At 69.3% G+C, this 15158-nt stretch carries 25 protein-coding genes; all 25 read left to right on the forward strand.

Annotated features, from left to right (window positions below; genetic code table 11):
* Positions 1–5 precede the first annotated feature (5 nt).
* The 25 genes from ABD352_RS16815 (at position 6) to ABD352_RS16935 (ending at position 15055) form a co-directional block, all read left to right on the forward strand.
* On the forward strand, positions 6–464 hold the full coding sequence (locus ABD352_RS16815) for a hypothetical protein (protein ID WP_344613303.1): 459 nt from the start codon (positions 6–8) through the stop codon (positions 462–464).
* Complete coding sequence (locus ABD352_RS16820; RefSeq protein ID WP_344613304.1) at positions 461–1099, forward strand: hypothetical protein; 639 nt, start codon at positions 461–463, stop codon at positions 1097–1099. The genes ABD352_RS16815 and ABD352_RS16820 overlap by 4 nt, the downstream gene beginning before the upstream one ends.
* Positions 1096–2196 carry a DNA polymerase III subunit beta gene (locus ABD352_RS16825; protein ID WP_344613305.1) on the forward strand — a complete coding sequence of 367 codons (1101 nt, stop codon included), beginning with the start codon at positions 1096–1098 and terminating at the stop codon, positions 2194–2196. Before ABD352_RS16820 ends, ABD352_RS16825 begins: the two co-directional genes overlap by 4 nt.
* 13 nt (positions 2197–2209) lie before the next feature.
* A complete protein-coding gene (locus tag ABD352_RS16830) occupies positions 2210–3157 on the forward strand; it encodes a DUF5131 family protein (RefSeq protein ID WP_344613306.1) in 948 nt (315 codons plus the stop codon).
* Positions 3154–3408: a hypothetical protein gene (locus ABD352_RS16835; RefSeq protein WP_344613307.1), complete on the forward strand. Its 255-nt coding sequence runs from the start codon at positions 3154–3156 to the stop codon at positions 3406–3408. The genes ABD352_RS16830 and ABD352_RS16835 overlap by 4 nt, the downstream gene beginning before the upstream one ends.
* Positions 3405–3914: an ASCH domain-containing protein gene (locus tag ABD352_RS16840; protein ID WP_344613308.1), complete on the forward strand. Its 510-nt coding sequence runs from the start codon at positions 3405–3407 to the stop codon at positions 3912–3914. Before ABD352_RS16835 ends, ABD352_RS16840 begins: the two co-directional genes overlap by 4 nt.
* On the forward strand, positions 3911–4198 hold the full coding sequence (locus ABD352_RS16845; protein ID WP_344613309.1) for a hypothetical protein: 288 nt from the start codon (positions 3911–3913) through the stop codon (positions 4196–4198). Before ABD352_RS16840 ends, ABD352_RS16845 begins: the two co-directional genes overlap by 4 nt.
* Positions 4198–4503: a DUF4326 domain-containing protein gene (locus tag ABD352_RS16850; protein ID WP_344613310.1), complete on the forward strand. Its 306-nt coding sequence runs from the start codon at positions 4198–4200 to the stop codon at positions 4501–4503. Before ABD352_RS16845 ends, ABD352_RS16850 begins: the two co-directional genes overlap by 1 nt.
* Entirely contained in the window at positions 4500–4979 is a 480-nt protein-coding gene (locus ABD352_RS16855; protein WP_344613311.1) for a hypothetical protein, read from the forward strand. Before ABD352_RS16850 ends, ABD352_RS16855 begins: the two co-directional genes overlap by 4 nt.
* Positions 4980–4986: 7 nt before the next feature.
* Positions 4987–5577, forward strand: a complete 591-nt coding sequence (locus ABD352_RS16860) for an HNH endonuclease signature motif containing protein (RefSeq protein WP_344613312.1) — start codon at positions 4987–4989, stop codon at positions 5575–5577.
* Positions 5574–6056, forward strand: coding sequence for a single-stranded DNA-binding protein (gene ssb / locus ABD352_RS16865; RefSeq protein WP_344613313.1), 483 nt, complete (start codon positions 5574–5576; stop codon positions 6054–6056). Before ABD352_RS16860 ends, ssb begins: the two co-directional genes overlap by 4 nt.
* Before the next feature lie 71 nt (positions 6057–6127).
* The gene (locus ABD352_RS16870) at positions 6128–6682 is read left to right on the forward strand and encodes a WhiB family transcriptional regulator (protein ID WP_344613314.1); all 555 of its coding nucleotides are present in this window, start codon (positions 6128–6130) and stop codon (positions 6680–6682) included.
* Positions 6679–7440 (forward strand): FAD-dependent thymidylate synthase, encoded by a 762-nt coding sequence (gene thyX / locus ABD352_RS16875; protein ID WP_344613315.1) that lies wholly within the window; start codon positions 6679–6681, stop codon positions 7438–7440. The genes ABD352_RS16870 and thyX overlap by 4 nt, the downstream gene beginning before the upstream one ends.
* The gene (gene dcd / locus ABD352_RS16880) at positions 7437–7940 is read left to right on the forward strand and encodes a dCTP deaminase (protein WP_344613316.1); all 504 of its coding nucleotides are present in this window, start codon (positions 7437–7439) and stop codon (positions 7938–7940) included. The genes thyX and dcd overlap by 4 nt, the downstream gene beginning before the upstream one ends.
* Positions 7941–8554: 614 nt before the next feature.
* On the forward strand, positions 8555–8806 hold the full coding sequence (locus ABD352_RS16885) for a hypothetical protein (RefSeq protein ID WP_344613317.1): 252 nt from the start codon (positions 8555–8557) through the stop codon (positions 8804–8806).
* A gap of 139 nt (positions 8807–8945) precedes the next feature.
* Positions 8946–9536, forward strand: coding sequence for a hypothetical protein (locus ABD352_RS16890; RefSeq protein WP_344613318.1), 591 nt, complete (start codon positions 8946–8948; stop codon positions 9534–9536).
* The gene (locus ABD352_RS16895) at positions 9533–9799 is read left to right on the forward strand and encodes a hypothetical protein (protein ID WP_344613319.1); all 267 of its coding nucleotides are present in this window, start codon (positions 9533–9535) and stop codon (positions 9797–9799) included. The genes ABD352_RS16890 and ABD352_RS16895 overlap by 4 nt, the downstream gene beginning before the upstream one ends.
* Positions 9796–10320 (forward strand): hypothetical protein, encoded by a 525-nt coding sequence (locus ABD352_RS16900; protein WP_344613320.1) that lies wholly within the window; start codon positions 9796–9798, stop codon positions 10318–10320. The genes ABD352_RS16895 and ABD352_RS16900 overlap by 4 nt, the downstream gene beginning before the upstream one ends.
* Positions 10320–11333 (forward strand): hypothetical protein, encoded by a 1014-nt coding sequence (locus ABD352_RS16905; protein WP_344613321.1) that lies wholly within the window; start codon positions 10320–10322, stop codon positions 11331–11333. The genes ABD352_RS16900 and ABD352_RS16905 overlap by 1 nt, the downstream gene beginning before the upstream one ends.
* Entirely contained in the window at positions 11323–11973 is a 651-nt protein-coding gene (locus tag ABD352_RS16910; RefSeq protein WP_344613322.1) for an ATP-binding protein, read from the forward strand. Before ABD352_RS16905 ends, ABD352_RS16910 begins: the two co-directional genes overlap by 11 nt.
* The gene (locus ABD352_RS16915; protein ID WP_344613323.1) at positions 11970–12977 is read left to right on the forward strand and encodes a DnaB-like helicase C-terminal domain-containing protein; all 1008 of its coding nucleotides are present in this window, start codon (positions 11970–11972) and stop codon (positions 12975–12977) included. The genes ABD352_RS16910 and ABD352_RS16915 overlap by 4 nt, the downstream gene beginning before the upstream one ends.
* Complete coding sequence (locus tag ABD352_RS16920) at positions 12977–13216, forward strand: hypothetical protein (protein WP_344613324.1); 240 nt, start codon at positions 12977–12979, stop codon at positions 13214–13216. The genes ABD352_RS16915 and ABD352_RS16920 overlap by 1 nt, the downstream gene beginning before the upstream one ends.
* Positions 13213–13584 carry a hypothetical protein gene (locus ABD352_RS16925; RefSeq protein ID WP_344613325.1) on the forward strand — a complete coding sequence of 124 codons (372 nt, stop codon included), beginning with the start codon at positions 13213–13215 and terminating at the stop codon, positions 13582–13584. Before ABD352_RS16920 ends, ABD352_RS16925 begins: the two co-directional genes overlap by 4 nt.
* The gene (locus ABD352_RS16930) at positions 13581–14384 is read left to right on the forward strand and encodes a hypothetical protein (RefSeq protein ID WP_344613326.1); all 804 of its coding nucleotides are present in this window, start codon (positions 13581–13583) and stop codon (positions 14382–14384) included. The genes ABD352_RS16925 and ABD352_RS16930 overlap by 4 nt, the downstream gene beginning before the upstream one ends.
* Positions 14381–15055 (forward strand): hypothetical protein, encoded by a 675-nt coding sequence (locus tag ABD352_RS16935; protein ID WP_344613327.1) that lies wholly within the window; start codon positions 14381–14383, stop codon positions 15053–15055. The genes ABD352_RS16930 and ABD352_RS16935 overlap by 4 nt, the downstream gene beginning before the upstream one ends.
* The last annotated feature ends 103 nt before the right edge of the window (positions 15056–15158 follow it).

Raw genomic sequence — 15158 nt, forward strand, 5'->3', positions numbered from 1 at the left:
GCCTGATGCGCGCCTTCTACGCCCAGGTCGCAACCATCCGCCGCACCTCCGACGGCCTCCTCGACACCCGCTGGGGTTTGCGCGACAGCGACGGCCGGCCCGTCTACCTCGACCAGCCCGGCCCGTGGACGTGGACCGACCGCAACGGCGGCCACTGGACCCACATCGGCCGCAACGTCGACAACCAGCTCGCACTGCACCTGTTCGACCTGCTCGACGACGCCGACCGCTGGGCCGCCCAGCACGGCGGCATCGTTCACACGAAAGGACCCGACCGCATGACCACCTTGGACCAGTCCGACCCGATCGCCCTCACCGACGCCGAACAGCGCCTCGGCGGGAAGGCCCGCGACTACACCGCCCGCTACGAGCGGTACACCAACCAGAACGGCGTCAACGTGCGCCGGCTGGTGCTCACCGGGCCGGAAGAGGTCGACGGCGCCGCCCCGCAGGACGCAGCGTGAACCCCAAGGCACTGGAGATCGCCGAAGTTCAGTGCCGGCTGCGGCTCGGCCCGCGCCACAAAACACCCATCTCCGACGATGCCGTACTGACCATCGGCTACCACAGCGGAAGCGACAAGTCTGTCCTGCTCACCCGCGCCCGCGCCGCCGAACTGCGGAACTGGCTGGACGTCTGGCTCGAGCGCGGCTGGGAGGGCGTGCGGCAGGAGGACGGCGAATCGACGGCGGACGTCATCGACCACTTCCGCGACATCGCCGTCCGGTACCAGATCGAACGGGACCGCGCCCGCACCGACGCTGCACGCGAGATCGACGCAGCTCTGGCGCTCATCCCGGCCGAACTGCGCACCGTCGACCTGGTCAAGGTCGCCGAAGAGCAGTCGCGGCACTGGGCACGCCTGCAGGGCGAACGGGACGCGCTGGAGAACTTCCGACTGGCTTGCGTGTCGCTCATTTTCGACATCGACAAGGCGGGCCAGATCAGCGCTGACGACATTCGCAAGGCGCTGCACAGGTTCTTGGACCGCCACAACCATCCGGAGGCCAAGATGCCCGCCGTGGTGCCGGACGCCCCGATCTACGACCACGAGCAGCTGTGCCTCGACTTCGACGCACCCCAGAAGGTTGCCGCATGACCGCCGTCCTCACCCAGCTGGCCTGCACCGTCGACCAGGCCGCCCTCAAAGCCGCCGTCGGCGCCGTCGCCAAACGCCTGCCGTCCCGGCCCGCCATCCCCACCCTGGCCTGCCTGAAGCTCACCGTCGACGGCAACCGGCTCAGCATCGCCGCCTTCGACTACGACACCTCGGCCACGGCCACCCTCAGCGTCGACGGCCGCGGCGACGGGCAGGCGCTCGTCTCCGGGCGGCTTCTGTCCGCGCTCGTCGACACCCTGCCTGGCAAGCCCGTCCACCTCGAGTTCGACGACAGCCGCCTGAAGCTCACCTGCGGCACCGTCAAACTGACCTTCCCCACCCTGCCCGTCGACGAATACCCGCAGCTGCCCGAACTGCCGCCCGCCGTCGGCACCGTCGACGCCGCCGAGTTCGCGCGGGCCGTCCGCCGGGTCGCCGCAGCCACCCACCCCGGCGTCGAGCCGGCGTTCATCACCGGCCTGTGGATGGGCTTCGGCGAGCAGCTCACCCTACTGGCCAGCGACCGGTACCGGGCTGCCGCCGGCGTCATGCCGTGGCAGCCGACCGGGGGCGGTCACGCCTGCCCGGCAGCGCACCTCATCGCCGACATGGCGCCGCTGCTGTCGGGGCAGGTGGCCGTCCACGCCAGCGACACCCTGTTCGGCCTGTCCGACGGCGGCCTGACCCTCGTCACCGCCCAGTTCACGGAATTCCCGGCCGAGCAGCTGCGCCGCTTCTTCGACGGGCCGACGAGCATCGCTGTCGAACTGAACGCCGCCGAGTTCGCCGGGCACGTCGGCCGCGCGGCGAAAGTCCATGAGAAGGCGACGCCGATCATTCTCGACTTCGCCAACGGCGGGGTGGCGATCCGGGCGACGGGCGAGGACTCCACCGGCGCCGACGCCGAGATGTTCTGCGACATCGACGGCGACCCGATCGAGATCCGCATCAACCCCGACTATCTGACGGCTGCGATCAAGGCGGTTGGCACGTCCCGGGTCGTGCTGCGCATGAGCGGGGTGACGAAGCCGGTGCATGTGCAGCCTGCCGAGGCTGACGGCTACCGGCACCTGATCGTGCCGATCCGGAAGCAGTAGAGGCGGCTATCTGATGGCAACGAACACCAGCATCGAGTGGACCCACCAGCCCGGCACGGTCGCGGCGACCCTCAACCCGACGACGGGCTGCGACAAGATCTCGGCCGGCTGCGACAACTGCTACGCCCTGACCATGGCGAAGCGGCTCAAGGGCATGGGCCAGGCCAAGTACCAGAACGACGGCGACCCGCGAACCTCCGGGCCCGGCTTCGGCGTCACTGTTCACGAGGACGTCCTGACCGAGCCGCTGCGGTGGCGCAGCCCGCGGACTGTATTCGTCAACAGCATGTCGGACCTGTTCCACGCCCGCGTGCCGCGCGAGTTCATCCAGCGGTTCTGGGCGGTCATGGCGGACACGCCGCAGCACACCTACCAGATCCTGACGAAGCGGCCGGAGCGGATGGCCCGCATCCTCACGGACCGGTGCGAGTGCAAGTCGGGCGGGCACGTGGACGGGGTGCACTTCCGGTCGGCGATGGACTGGCACGCCACCCCGCACAGCCCGACGTACGTGCCGGGCGTCAAGTCGACGTACCACTCGGCGCCGTGGCCGCTCCCGAACGTCTGGCTGGGCACGTCGATCGAGCTGGACAAGCACACCGGCCGCGCCGACGCCCTGCGGAACACCCCCGCCGCGGTCCGCTTCATCTCCGCTGAGCCGCTGCTTGGGCCGCTGCCGTCGCTGGACCTGACCGGCATCGACTGGCTCATCCTCGGCGGCGAGTCCGGGCCCAGCTCGCGGCCCGTCGACATCGGCTGGTTCCGGGAGCTCATCGGCAAGGCTCGGTCCGCCGGTACGGCCGTGTTCGTGAAGCAGTTGGGTGCCGTCTGGGCGAGCGAGATGTGCTGGGGTGGCCAGCTGGTGTCGAAGACCGACAAGAAGGGCGGCGACTGGAAGTTCTGGCCGGACGAGCTCCGGATTCGCGAGTACCCGGCGGTGAGTGAGGCGGTGGCACCGTGAGCCGCGGCGACTCCTTCATCTTCCGCGAGCGGTGCGGGTGCGCGTTCGGCCTGACCGATGTCCGCCGCGGCGTCACCACCGAGGACCAGGCGTGGCGGTCCATGGAATACACCGCCGCCGAGAAGCGCGCCGCCATCGCCCGCGGCGTGACCGTGACCCGCGAGGCGTGGGACGACTACAGCCGCGCCGGCGTCTACGACCAGCTGTCCGGCAAGGCGCCGTGCCCGCACCGAACCGAGGTGGCGTCGTGAAGCGCGTTCCGGCCCTGACTCTCTGGCGTCCGTGGACGACGTGCTTCACCGACATCCCCGAGCCGGCCGCGAAGCGCATCGAGAACAGGTCATGGGTGACGACCTACCGCGGCGACGTCTACCTGCACGGCGGGAAGGCGTGGGACGACGAAGCCCTCTACCTCGCCGAGAAGATCTGGAAGAACACCGACCCGTACTACTACGTCGGTGACGTGCGGGTGTGCCTCGCCACCGACGAACCGATCCTGTCCGGCAACCCCGCCGACCACCCGGGCGGCGTCGTCGCCGTCGCTGAGCTCATCGGCATCTGCACGGCGTCGCTGAACAGCAACATTCTGCGGTGCGACTGCGGGCCGTGGGCGTTCGCCGGCCAGGCGCACTGGCGGTTCGACAAGGTCCGGAAGGTGCCCGAGGCGGTGCCGTGCCGCGGCGCCCAGCAGCTGTGGGCGCTGCCCGCCGACGTCGAGGCGGCCATCCAAGCGCAGCTCGCGGCGGTGGCGTCGTGACGTTCCCCGCGGTCTTGACCGCCGCCGGCACCTGCTTCGTCGAGGCCGATGACCTGTACGTGAGCTGGATGGGTGAGGACGGCGACATCGTCATCCTCGGCCACCACGACGAGTACAGGGTGCGCGGCAGCCTGCAGGCGTTCGACGAGGACACCAAGAACTGCCCGTACGACGAGACGTGGGCGGTCATCGTCCCGTCCGAAGACGACGCGCCGTGGTGGCTGCAGTGGAACGTCGCCGCCGACAAGCCGGGGGCGTTCCCTGTCACGGTGGTGATGGCGTGATGCCGGCCCGAATCCAGCGTCGGCGCGCACGCGGCTGGCGCATGCCGGAAGGCGCCATCTACGTCGGGCGTCCGACCGGCTACGGCAACCCGTACCGGGTCGGCACTCCCCTGCCCGGCTACCGCGCGGCCACCGACGCGGCGCACGCAGTCGAGCTGTACCGCGCACTCGTCGCAAGCTCGCCCGCCTTTCAGGCCATGGCCCGTCGGGATCTGGCCGGTCGCGACCTCGTCTGCTGGTGCCGTGAATCGGACCCATGCCACGCCGACGTCCTGCTCCGCATAGCCGCCGGCGGTGAGCCGTGAACCGCCGCACCTGCGCCTGCGGGGTCGACATCGTCTGCGCCGACCTCGACGGCCACGACGTGTGGCTCGACAGCCAGCCCCAACCCGACGGCTGGTTCCGGCATTTGGGCGGCGGCCGGATCGTTGTCGACCTCGACGGCGGATGGCGGCGGCACACCTGCGGCGCAGACCCGAAGCCCGTCGACGTCGACCCCGAGCCGCGGCCGACCGCCCAGATGGTCGGGTTCCGCAGCGCCAACAATGGCCGCGCCCGGCGGGCCGCCCGGCGCAGCTACACCGCGGCCCGGGAAGTTCTCGACGCTGGCCGGCCGCTCGCACCGGTCGACCGGCGTGTAGCCGAACTGCGCGTCGAGCGGCCCGACGCCGACTGCCGGGAACTCGCCGCGGTCGCCGGTATCACCACCAACGCGTGCCGGTCCGCGCTGCAACGCGTCAGCGTCCGCGCCAACAAGATCACCGCAGGAAAGGCTGCATAGAAGCACAATGACTCTCCTCGCTTCACGGCTCTCTCACCCCGCAGAGGTTGCCAGCCGGTCCTCGTTCTGGGCGAAGATCGACATGCTCGGCAACTGCTGGACGTGGAACGGTGCACGTAACGGCTCCGGCTACGGACACGTCAGCTACGGCGGACGGCATTTCAGTGCACACCGATGCGTGTACGAGTACGCGATAGGCCCGCTCCCTGAAGGCCGATTCGTCTGCCATCACTGCGACAACCCGTCGTGTGTCAATCCCTGCCATCTGTACGCGGGCACGCCGAAGGACAACACCGCCGACATGTACCGGAGAGGTAGAGCCGGTCTTGCTGGCGCGGTGGGGTCGGCCAACAGTCATGCCGTACTCACCGAGGAGGGCGTGGTGGAGATTCGCACTGCGTTCGCCCACGGCGACGTAACTCCGAAGCAGCTCGCCGCGAGATATGGCATCACGTCAGGCGCCATCAACGACATTCTCCGCGGCAAGACGTGGCGCAACGCCGGTGGACCGATAGCCATTGGCGATCGACGCGGACGGCATGGCCAGCATGTCCGAGGTTCCGCGCACCCGAAATCGAAGCGAGAGGAAGCAGCATGAGTCTCCCCACCCTGTCCGGCGTCGGACGCTTGATCGACGCGCCCGAGCTCCGTTTCATCCCGTCCGGAAAGGCCATGTGCAAGGTCCGCCTTGCGTTCAACTCCCGCCGCAAGAACCCCCAGACCGACCAATGGGAAGACGCGGATGTGTACTACGTCGACGGCACCGTCTGGGGCCAGGAGGCCGAGGCGGTGGCCGAGTCCTTGGACAAGGGCCACGAGGTGTTCGTGTCCGGCCGGCTCAAGACCCGCAAGTACGAGACCCGCGAGGGTGAGAAGCGGTCGGTGACCGAGCTGGATATCGACGCGATCGGGCCGACGCTCAAGTACGCCACCGTCAAGGTCACCAAGATGCAGCGGTCCGGTGGCCAGTCGACGGGCGGCACCGGGTTCGGTGGCGGCGGCGACGACCCGTGGGCTAACTCGGCGCCCGCCGGCGGCAGCAAGCCCTCGAGCTTTGGCGACGAGCCGCCGTTTTAACACGTAGCGGGTGCCGCATCGCGTTGCGGCGCCCGCCCCGTCCGTTCCGAACCACCTGCCTGGAGCATGCCATGACCAGCCGACACCTCGGCCCCGCCTGTGCCACCGCGGGCGTCGACATGTACCCCGACCCCGACGACAAGCCCGCCATCGCCGCGGCGGTCGCCGTCTGCGACCGCTGCCCGATCAAAGAGCAGTGCGCCGGCCGCGCATTGGCCAACCGTGAGGAATTCGGCGTCTGGGGTGGGCTTACCGAAGCCCGCCGCCGGGAGATGAACCCACACAAGAAGGTCCCCGCCCACGTTCCGGTCCGCCAGGCTGCAGCCGCCCGCCGGTGCGAGGTCGCGAAGCTCGCGGCACAAAACCTCGCCCCCGCTGTGATCGCCGCCCGGCTCGGCGTGCCCGCCAACCGGGTCCGGCGCGACCTGCTTGACGGTGGCGCCAGCGAGCGGGCCGAACGGGCCGCAGCACGGGCCGAGCAACTCGCAGCCCGTGACGCGCGGATCGACGCGATGCTCGCCGCCGGCGCTACGGCCTATCGAATCCGTCTGGAACTTCGCGTCGGTGCGAGAGCAATCAGCCGACGCGCCGACCTACAAAACGCGACAACGAAGGAAGCCGCTTGAAGACCGCATCCCTGCACGTCCGGGCCCTGGCCTGGACGCACTTCGACGCCGACGCCGCCCGGGAAGAGTCCGGCGGGTGGGAAACGGACGCCGACGGCGGCCAGGCCCTCGCCGAGTTCGCCGGCCGCGCCTGCTACCAGTCGTGGTCCAAGCCGAACCCGGCCACGGCCACGAACGCGGGGTACCTCAGGCACATCCTCGAGGTCGGGCACCTCTCCGTGCTCGAGCACGGGACCGTCACGTTCTACATGACCGGGGTGTCGCGCTCGTTCACGCACGAGCTCGTGCGGCACCGGCACTTCTCCTACTCGCAGCTGTCGCAGCGATACGTGCCGGGGCAGGATGCGGCGATGGTCGAGCCGGCCGTGATCGCCGAGGACCCGGCGCTGCACAAGACGTTCGTGGAAGCGAGCGAGGCGGCGCTCAAGGCGTACAACGAGCTGCTCGAGGGGCTCGAGGCCAAGTTCGCCGACGTGGCCAGCCCCACGCTGCGGCGCAAGCAGGCGCGGCAGGCGGCGCGGGCGGTACTGCCGAACGCGGCCGAGACGCGGATCGTGGTGACCGGGAACTACCGGGCCTGGCGGCACTTCGTGACCATGCGCGCGAGCGAGGGGGCCGACGTGGAGATCCGCGAGGTGGCCGTCGCCTGCCTGCGGGAACTGCAGCGCATCGCGCCCAGCGTGTTCGGGGATTTCGCCATCTCGACGCTGGACGACGGCACCGAGGCCGCGGCCAGCCCGTACGCGGAGCGCTCATGATGCTCTCCGACGTCTCCATCCGGAAGCTGCTCGCCGGCGGCCTGATCGAGCCGATGCCGCACGACTGGCAGATCCAGCCCGCCTCCGTCGACCTGCTCCTCGGCGAGATGGCCACGCCGACAGTCGGCACCAGCCCGTGGCTGCTGCAGCCCGGCGAGTTCCGGCTGGCCTCAACCCTCGAGCTGGTCACCGTCCCCGCCGACGTGGTTGCCATGGTGTCCGGCAAGTCGAGCCTGGCCAGGGCTGGGCTGACCGTGGAGCAGGCAGGGTGGATCGATCCCGGATTCTCGGGGCAGATCACCCTCGAGCTGTTCAACGCCACCCGGCATCCGATCCGCCTGGAGCCGGAGCAGCCGATCTGCCAGATCGCGTTCATGCGCTTGGACCAGCGGGCGGCGCGGCCCTACGGCACGCGGGGGCTGCGGTCGAAGTACCAGGGGCAGACGGGGCCGACACCGGCCCGACCTGGGAACTTCGCCCAGGACGGTCGCGGAGGGTGAGCCGAGCTTGCGTCTGCGGGTCGGCGGGGTCGTCCCTGCATTAAGGCACATTAAGACGCATTAGGAGACATGGCGTCACACCAGTCACTCCAGTAACAGGGAAGATCACGAATACGTGGCCCGGTTTTCTATACGGAGAGTGACTCTCAACCGGGTTGAGAGGCAAGCCGTACATCGATAAACAGCATTGGAATCGAGTCGGTCCGGCGAACCTGAAAGTCACCCGGTCGGGCCGGATCTCCTTGTCACAACCTACTTGTAGCGTTGCCAGGCAACGGAACAAGTGAGTCCGAGTCCACTACAGACACTCACATGCGACACGCGACATAGACTGGCGCCAACTCACGGTGAGTGATATCGTCTCAGCAACGTTGGCACGCCACGTGCCGACAAAGAAGGCCGGCGGGCTCTGTCCAGAGAGATAGGCGCCCGCCGGCCGGATGACCACCTCGAGCCGAAGCACGAAGCGTCAACCAGGTGTCTGCTGCGAACAGCACCCGGTCACGCCAGCGTTCCAGAGTCGCGCCCCCGGATCAAGACACCCGGCCGGGCAGCAGCCGAACGCAGGCCAGCGCTCCGCGTAGACGCTCGATCACAGCGATCGAGGAGACCGGATGCCCACACAGCTCTTCACCAGCGAAACCGGCCGCGAACTCGCCCAGCGCCGGCACGACGTAGCAACACCCGTGCAGCGGAAGCAGAACACCGCGAACGCCACCGCCGCCCGCGCCGGGGTTCCCGCCACCGTCGCCGACATCAACACCAAGGTCGACGTTCTCGGCAACCTCGTCCTCGACCAGCTCGCCGAACTCCGCGCCCTGCGTGACGAGATCGCCAAGCTGCACTCGGCGCACGCCGCTGCCTGAACTCCCGCCAGAAATGGCGAAGGGCGGCCCCGACAGCCGCCCCCAGCAGACCACCAGCCCGGTAAGTCCTGGCAGGATCGTACCCGATCCTAGTGATCTACGTAAATGCCAGGCTGCCGCTGATCAGCGGGAGCACCCTATGACCACAGTCATCACCCCCGACGGCATCGCCGAGCACGACGCAACGCTCGAAGACGACATCGAAGCGCTCCTCGACCTCGACAACGACGACTTCGCCGGCGTCATCTCCGACGCGCTCTTCTACGCGGTCGGGCCAGTCGAGAAGGAACCCGACTGGCAATGCCTGTTTCACCCCGACGTCGTCAAGCGAACCTACGAGGCGCTCATCGAGGCGAAGCGCGCCACCGAGGCCAACCTGACTGCCGCGAAGAAGAGCCGCAACCAGGGCGCCCTGAACGTCGAACGGCGACGCTGGGACGCCATCGAGCTGCGCCTTAAGCAGGCAAGAGGCTCCCAGGCGAAGTCTCCCCGGGACGCGCACATCGAACTACAGGAACGCAACGCGAGGGAAGCTCGCAACGCCGTCCGCCTCCTGGCCGTCGCCATCCACCGGCACCGGCTCGCCGCAGTCGCCGCCGCTCTCGACCCGGAGCCGGCCGACCGGGCACTCTGGGCGACGCTCGATGAGGTACAGATCGCCTTCCGCGACAGCATGGTGACCCTGACCGAGATGCTCGGCACCGGCGTGTGGACCGAGGAGCGCGGGTGAAGCGCGCCACCGCCATCCCGCTGCGCAACCCGCGCACCGTCGGCGTCTGCGTCCACGGCCAGTCGGCCCGCCTGACCCCAGGCGGCTGGCAATGCGTCCACAACGAGCCCGAGCCGTCAGAGATGGAACAGGTCGCGGCGGTCGTCCTGGCCTGCCGAATCTGCCGCACGCACCTCGACCCCGTCCACACCGGGCTCGGCACCCACCCCGAATGCGAACCGCACCCGTCGCGCCGTCGGCACTTGAGGGCGGTGAGCACATGACCGCCCCTGCCATCCGTCGCACTCGCCGCGTCGAACGGGTCACCGTCCGCCGGCACATCGACCCCGGCCGGCCACAGCTGCGGGGTATCCGGGTCGGCGTCCGCTGGCCCATCGGGATCGACGAGGCGATCAGGGCCGAGGCCACCGGCTACCTGCCGCTGCCCATCACCAAGCTGATCCAGCAGGCCGAGGCCCGTGGCTACACGCGCGGCAAGCTCGAGACCCTTCAGCGGGCCGCCGGGAACCTCGGCGAGCTCGACCTGCTCGGCGACGGCTGGCGGGAACGCTCCATCGACACTGCCGCGGAACGGCGGCGCCAGCAGCGGGCCGCCGACGAAGAACGCGCCCTGTTCGCCAACCGCCAGCGGAACATCGCCGCAGGCCGACACCCCGACTGGGTGTACCTCGGACAATCCCGCGGCGGCTCGGGGGCCGTCGACTGGGAAACGGGCTACCCCGTCGAGACCGTTGAGGCGTGGAAGCGGCGCCAGTCGCTCACCGTCGTTGAAGGGGCCGCCTGATGGCGCGCATCAGAACGATCAAACCGGAGTTCTGGGTCGACGAGAAGGTCGTCGAGCTTGACCCGTGGGCACGCCTGCTGTTCATCGGCATGTGGAACTTCGCCGACGACCAGGGGTTCATCGACTACGCGCCCAAGCGGATCAAGATGCAGGTGTTCCCCGGTGACGTCACCGACGTGGAACCGCTCATCGACGAGCTGCTCAAGCACGGCCTGATCCGGGCGTACCAGTCCCCGATCGGCCCGGTCCTGCACGTCACCAACTGGGGCCGGCACCAGCGTGTCGACCATGCCGCGCGGGCCCGGTTCGATGCGCGTGCGCTCCGTCCGTTCGATCCTCACGACCCCTCGGGAAGTCCTCGCGAGGGTGTTTTCGGTACAACCGAACAACCGTACACATCTGCAACTTGCAGATGTGTACCGAACACCGAACACGAAAACCCTCGCGAGCGCTCGCGAGAGATGGCGACAGACGAATGGCTGGAAAAGCCCTGGTCAGGAGACTCCAACGATCAGGGAGGTGCCGTTCTGCCGCTGTTCGCTGACGATCCTCGCGAGGGCTCGCGAACACTCGCGCCTGAAGGGAAGGGAAAGGAAGGGAAGGGAAAGGAAGTACATATTGCTCGGTCGACCGAACAGGCGCGCACCGTACAGCGCAAGCCCGCGGCCAAGGCCGCGAACAAGACGACCGGCGACCCCGACTTCGACGCCTTCTACGCCGCCTACCCGAAGCGGGTCGGACGAGCCCGCGCCCTTACCGCCTGGACCAAGGCGATCAAGCGGGCCAGCCCCGCGGAGATCACCGCCGGTGCCACCCGGTACGCGGCCGAGCGTGCCGGGCAGGACCCCGCCTACACCGCACACCCGGCCAGCTGGCTCAACGCCGACCGATGGCTCGACGAACCCAGCCGCCCCCAGGCATCCCAGCCGGGCAGAAGCCACATCTACCGCAACCCCGACACCCCCGACGCCTACGCCGGCTACGAGATGAAAGGCGGCCCCGATGCTGCGTGACACCAGCCTCCACGCCACCATCCAGCGCGTCTGCGCCGAACGCGGCATCCAGCCCGCCGAACGGCTCCCGTGGGAGCCCCTCACCCGGCGCGCCTTCCAAACCGAACAACTCGCCGCCGTCATCCACGAACGGTGGGCCGGGCGCTACGACCACGCCCAACCCGAACCCCGCGTCAACACCTGGATCGGCCAGCACCTCGCCAACCCCACCGGCCACCCGGCGCTGTTCCTCAGCGGCACCACCGGCTCCGGCAAAACCCACCAAGCCGTCGCCGCCGCCCGTGTCATCGCCTCCAGCCGGTTCGGCGGCCCCTACACGTGGGCGGCCACCACCCACCCCGACCTCGGCGACGAACTGCGGCCACGCAGCGACGACAGCCACGAACACGCCCTCGACCGGTACCTCAACGCCGACCTACTCCTCCTCGACGACCTCGGCGCCGGCATGACCACACCGTGGATGACCGACTGCGTCCAACGTCTCGTCGACCGGCGCTGGACCCGCCGCATGGCCACCATCTACACCACCAACCTGCCGCCCGACCAGCTCCGAGCCGCCGTCGGCGACCGGGTGTACTCCCGGCTCGGCGACACCACCCGCGTCACCCTCACCGGCACCGACCGGCGGTGGACGGCATGAGCGACTACGAACACGACTGGCCCGAACTCGACGAACCCATCCCCGACGACCTCAGCACCCTCGGCCTCGACCCGTCCTGCGTCCGCTGGAACACCCTCGCCGAAACCAACCTCGCCGCGCTCGAAGCCGCCGGGGAGCAGCAGGGCCTCGGCGGGCTCCCCACCGGGTTCGTCGCCCTCGACGACATGCTCCAAGGGCTGCGGCCCGGCCAGTTCGTTGTTGTCGGCGGGCTCACCGGCGCCGGGAAGTCGGTGCTCCTCGGCGACCTGTTCCGCACCTGGATGACCCTCAAAATCCCGTCGTCGCTCGTCACGCTCGAAATGACCCGCGACGAGGTGTGGCTGCGGCAGGCGTCCGCCGCGTGCAGCATCGACCACAAACGCCTCAAGGGCGGGCAGCTCGACGACAGCGACTGGACGAAGCTCGCCCGCTGGGTTGGTGACACCGACGATGCCCCGTCGTGGGTGTGCGACAAGCCGCGCATGACCCTCGCCGAGGTTGACGCGCTCGTCATGACCGGCGTCGAGCAGCACGGCTGGCAGTCGGTGATCGTCGACTACGCGCAGATCGTCCGGCACAAGGCTGGCACCCGCGAGCGTGAGGTCGCCGAGATTGCGGTCGGGCTGAAGGAGATCGGCCGCAAAGCCAAGATCCCGATGGTGGTCGGGGCGCAGCTCAACCGGGAGGCGAACAAGCGCACCGGCGGCGTGCCGAAGCTCTCCGACATGCGCGAGTCCGCGGCCCTCGAGCACGAGGCGGACATCGCGATCCTGGTGCACCGGCCCGACTACGACGACCCGAAGTCGGAGCGGAAGGGCGAGGCGGACTTCATTGTCGAGAAGAACCGTGGCGGCCCGAAGGGCACGGTCACGGTCGCGGCGCAGATGCACTTTCAGCGGTTCCGCGAGTTCGACGTTGAAGAGCTCACCGCCTGCGTCTCCTGCTACGCCCCGCATCCCGGCCAGGCCGGAACCAAATGCGGCCAGTGCAGCCGGAGGCGGTGATGGGCGAACCTCAGCGCCTCGGCGCCCTCATCGCCGTCTACGCCACCAAAGCCTGGCACCAACCCGAAGGAGACCCGATCGTGCCCGACCCCCGAGCCCCCCGCCCCGACTGCGAGCGCCACGGCTGCGGCCTGACCTGCCACGGCTGGACCCACACCGACGCCTGCAAGCGGGCGTTCAACGCCGACCGGCACGAGACGTGGCCGGCGCAGACGACCGGCAAGGAGGCGGGCCGATGAGCGCGTGGCACATCGGCCGGGCCTGGTCCGGTACGGAGATCGAGGACGGCTGCCCGTGCCCGAAGGCGCCGTGCGGGCTTGTAGTCGGCCTGCAAGCGGTCGGGGGGCCGTGCAGACAGCACACGGGAATCAAGACGATGCGCCAGTCGCACCCGGCGGACGTGTGTCCGGGTCGCCGGGCTGAGGAGGTGGCGCGGATCGCCCGCGAGCAGGCGGACGAGCGGCGGCGCCGCAACGACGAGCTGGTGGCCGAGCTGGGCCTGCTGAAGCCGGGGGCAGTTGCGGCGTCGCTGCGTGAGCGGGAGCAGGCGCGGCGGCAGCGACGGGCTGAGGATGCCGGGCGGCTGGATCTCGGGGGCGGGGCGTGACGACCATGGCCACGGAAGGTACCGCAATTCGGACATGGCGTGATTACCTCGATGACAGTGAATGGCTGCGTCGGGAGGTCGGGCGCCGCGGCGTCCGCGAGATCGGCGCCTTGATCGGATGCGGATCAAGCTCGGTTCACCGCGCGATCAAGCGCCACGGAATCGACGCCAGGGCTGAGCAGTACGCCGCCAAGATAGCCCCGCTTCTGGGCCGGAAGTTCGGCATGCTCACCGTCACCGGCGGGGCTCCTCCGCAAGAGCGCAGCGGCAATGCCCGCGTGCAGGCCACCTGTGACTGTGGCGGCACGAAGGTGTTGACCATCTGGGTGCTTGAAAACAAGGGGATGGGCTGGGACCACTGTGGGTGCCAGTCGGCGGCGCGATGGAGGGCAGTCGGGGAGGCGAACCGCGAGCGAGGTCATGGCCACCGCCGCCCGGTAGCCACGCCGACCTACAACTCGTGGCAGGCGATGAACGATCGGTGCTACCGCCCCTCGACGAACGGCTACAAGAGCTTTGGCGGCCGAGGCATTCAGGTGTGCGAGCGCTGGCGCAGCAGCTTTGCGGCGTTCCTTGAGGACATGGGCGTGAGGCCCGAGGGTAAGACCCTCGATCGGATCGACGTGGACGGCGACTACACGCCCGAGAACTGCCGATGGGCCACTCCGAGCGAGCAGATCAGCAACCGCCGCAAGGCAGCGTGGCTAAGCGCGAAGCACTGGGCCACCATCGAGCGGGCACTGCGCGCTGATGGGTCGCTCGAAGCGCTCGAGGCGCTCGCCGCCGTGGAGGCGTCATGAGCGGCGAAACCTGTGGTGCCAAGAAGTCTGGCGGCGGCACCTGTGGCAAGCCGGCAGGCTGGGGTACCCCGAACAAGACGGGCCGCTGCCGCCTGCACGGCGGAATGACGCCGACACACCTGCTCGCCGCTGAGCGTCGCATGGCCGCCGAGACTGCGGCCCGCTACTCGGTGCCCCGCGAGGTGCACCCCGTTGAGGGGCTGCTGGAGCAGTACCACCGCTACGCCGGCCAGGTCGCCTGGCTGGAGGCGAAGGTGAATGAGCTGCCGGAGGAGGCGCTGTTTTGGGGTGTTGAGTCGGAGACGGATCGGCGCAACCCGGACGAGGACGTCGACGGGGAGCGGCTGCGGACGGGGGCGGCGGCCGAGTTTGAGCGGAAGTCGAAGGCGGGCCCGAATGCGCTGCTGGAGCAGTTCGACCGGGTTCAGCGGGAGTACGCCAAGTTGGGTGTCGACATTGTGCGGATCGGGCTGGAGACGGCCGGGGACGCGTTGGCGACCCGGTTTGCGTCGCGGCTGCAGGTGGAGTTGGACGCGTTGATGGGCGAGTGTGCGGCGTTGGCGGCGGAGCAGCCGGGTGCGGATCTTGCGGTGGTGTTCCGGGCGCGGATGGTGGCGCGGATCGCGGCGTTCGCGGGTGCCCGTCCGGTGATCGAGGGGGTGGCGGCGTGACCGGGGGAACCTCAACCGGACGGGACACGTCATTTGAGGCGCCCGCCGCCGTCTCAGGATCCACAAACGGGCCGGGTGCATACCCGAGTGACCCCCCGGTTGA

It is taken from the genome of Dactylosporangium salmoneum, assembly GCF_039532525.1.
GTDB classification, from domain to species: Bacteria; Actinomycetota; Actinomycetes; order Mycobacteriales; family Micromonosporaceae; genus Dactylosporangium; species Dactylosporangium salmoneum.

Excerpts from the sequence above, each read along its gene's own strand:
- ABD352_RS16815 (WP_344613303.1), top strand. The coding sequence starts at position 6 with ATGCGCGCCTTCTACGCCCAGGTCGCAACCATCCGCCGCACCTCCGAC.
- ABD352_RS16825 (WP_344613305.1), top strand. The coding sequence starts at position 1,096 with ATGACCGCCGTCCTCACCCAGCTGGCCTGCACCGTCGACCAGGCCGCC.
- ABD352_RS16830 (WP_344613306.1), top strand. The coding sequence starts at position 2,210 with ATGGCAACGAACACCAGCATCGAGTGGACCCACCAGCCCGGCACGGTC.
- ABD352_RS16850 (WP_344613310.1), top strand. The coding sequence starts at position 4,198 with ATGCCGGCCCGAATCCAGCGTCGGCGCGCACGCGGCTGGCGCATGCCG.
- ABD352_RS16860 (WP_344613312.1), top strand. The coding sequence starts at position 4,987 with ATGACTCTCCTCGCTTCACGGCTCTCTCACCCCGCAGAGGTTGCCAGC.
- ssb (WP_344613313.1), top strand. The coding sequence starts at position 5,574 with ATGAGTCTCCCCACCCTGTCCGGCGTCGGACGCTTGATCGACGCGCCC.
- ABD352_RS16870 (WP_344613314.1), top strand. The coding sequence starts at position 6,128 with ATGACCAGCCGACACCTCGGCCCCGCCTGTGCCACCGCGGGCGTCGAC.
- dcd (WP_344613316.1), top strand. The coding sequence starts at position 7,437 with ATGATGCTCTCCGACGTCTCCATCCGGAAGCTGCTCGCCGGCGGCCTG.
- ABD352_RS16885 (WP_344613317.1), top strand. The coding sequence starts at position 8,555 with ATGCCCACACAGCTCTTCACCAGCGAAACCGGCCGCGAACTCGCCCAG.
- ABD352_RS16890 (WP_344613318.1), top strand. The coding sequence starts at position 8,946 with ATGACCACAGTCATCACCCCCGACGGCATCGCCGAGCACGACGCAACG.
- ABD352_RS16900 (WP_344613320.1), top strand. The coding sequence starts at position 9,796 with ATGACCGCCCCTGCCATCCGTCGCACTCGCCGCGTCGAACGGGTCACC.
- ABD352_RS16905 (WP_344613321.1), top strand. The coding sequence starts at position 10,320 with ATGGCGCGCATCAGAACGATCAAACCGGAGTTCTGGGTCGACGAGAAG.
- ABD352_RS16910 (WP_344613322.1), top strand. The coding sequence starts at position 11,323 with ATGCTGCGTGACACCAGCCTCCACGCCACCATCCAGCGCGTCTGCGCC.
- ABD352_RS16915 (WP_344613323.1), top strand. The coding sequence starts at position 11,970 with ATGAGCGACTACGAACACGACTGGCCCGAACTCGACGAACCCATCCCC.
- ABD352_RS16920 (WP_344613324.1), top strand. The coding sequence starts at position 12,977 with ATGGGCGAACCTCAGCGCCTCGGCGCCCTCATCGCCGTCTACGCCACC.
- ABD352_RS16925 (WP_344613325.1), top strand. The coding sequence starts at position 13,213 with ATGAGCGCGTGGCACATCGGCCGGGCCTGGTCCGGTACGGAGATCGAG.
- ABD352_RS16935 (WP_344613327.1), top strand. The coding sequence starts at position 14,381 with ATGAGCGGCGAAACCTGTGGTGCCAAGAAGTCTGGCGGCGGCACCTGT.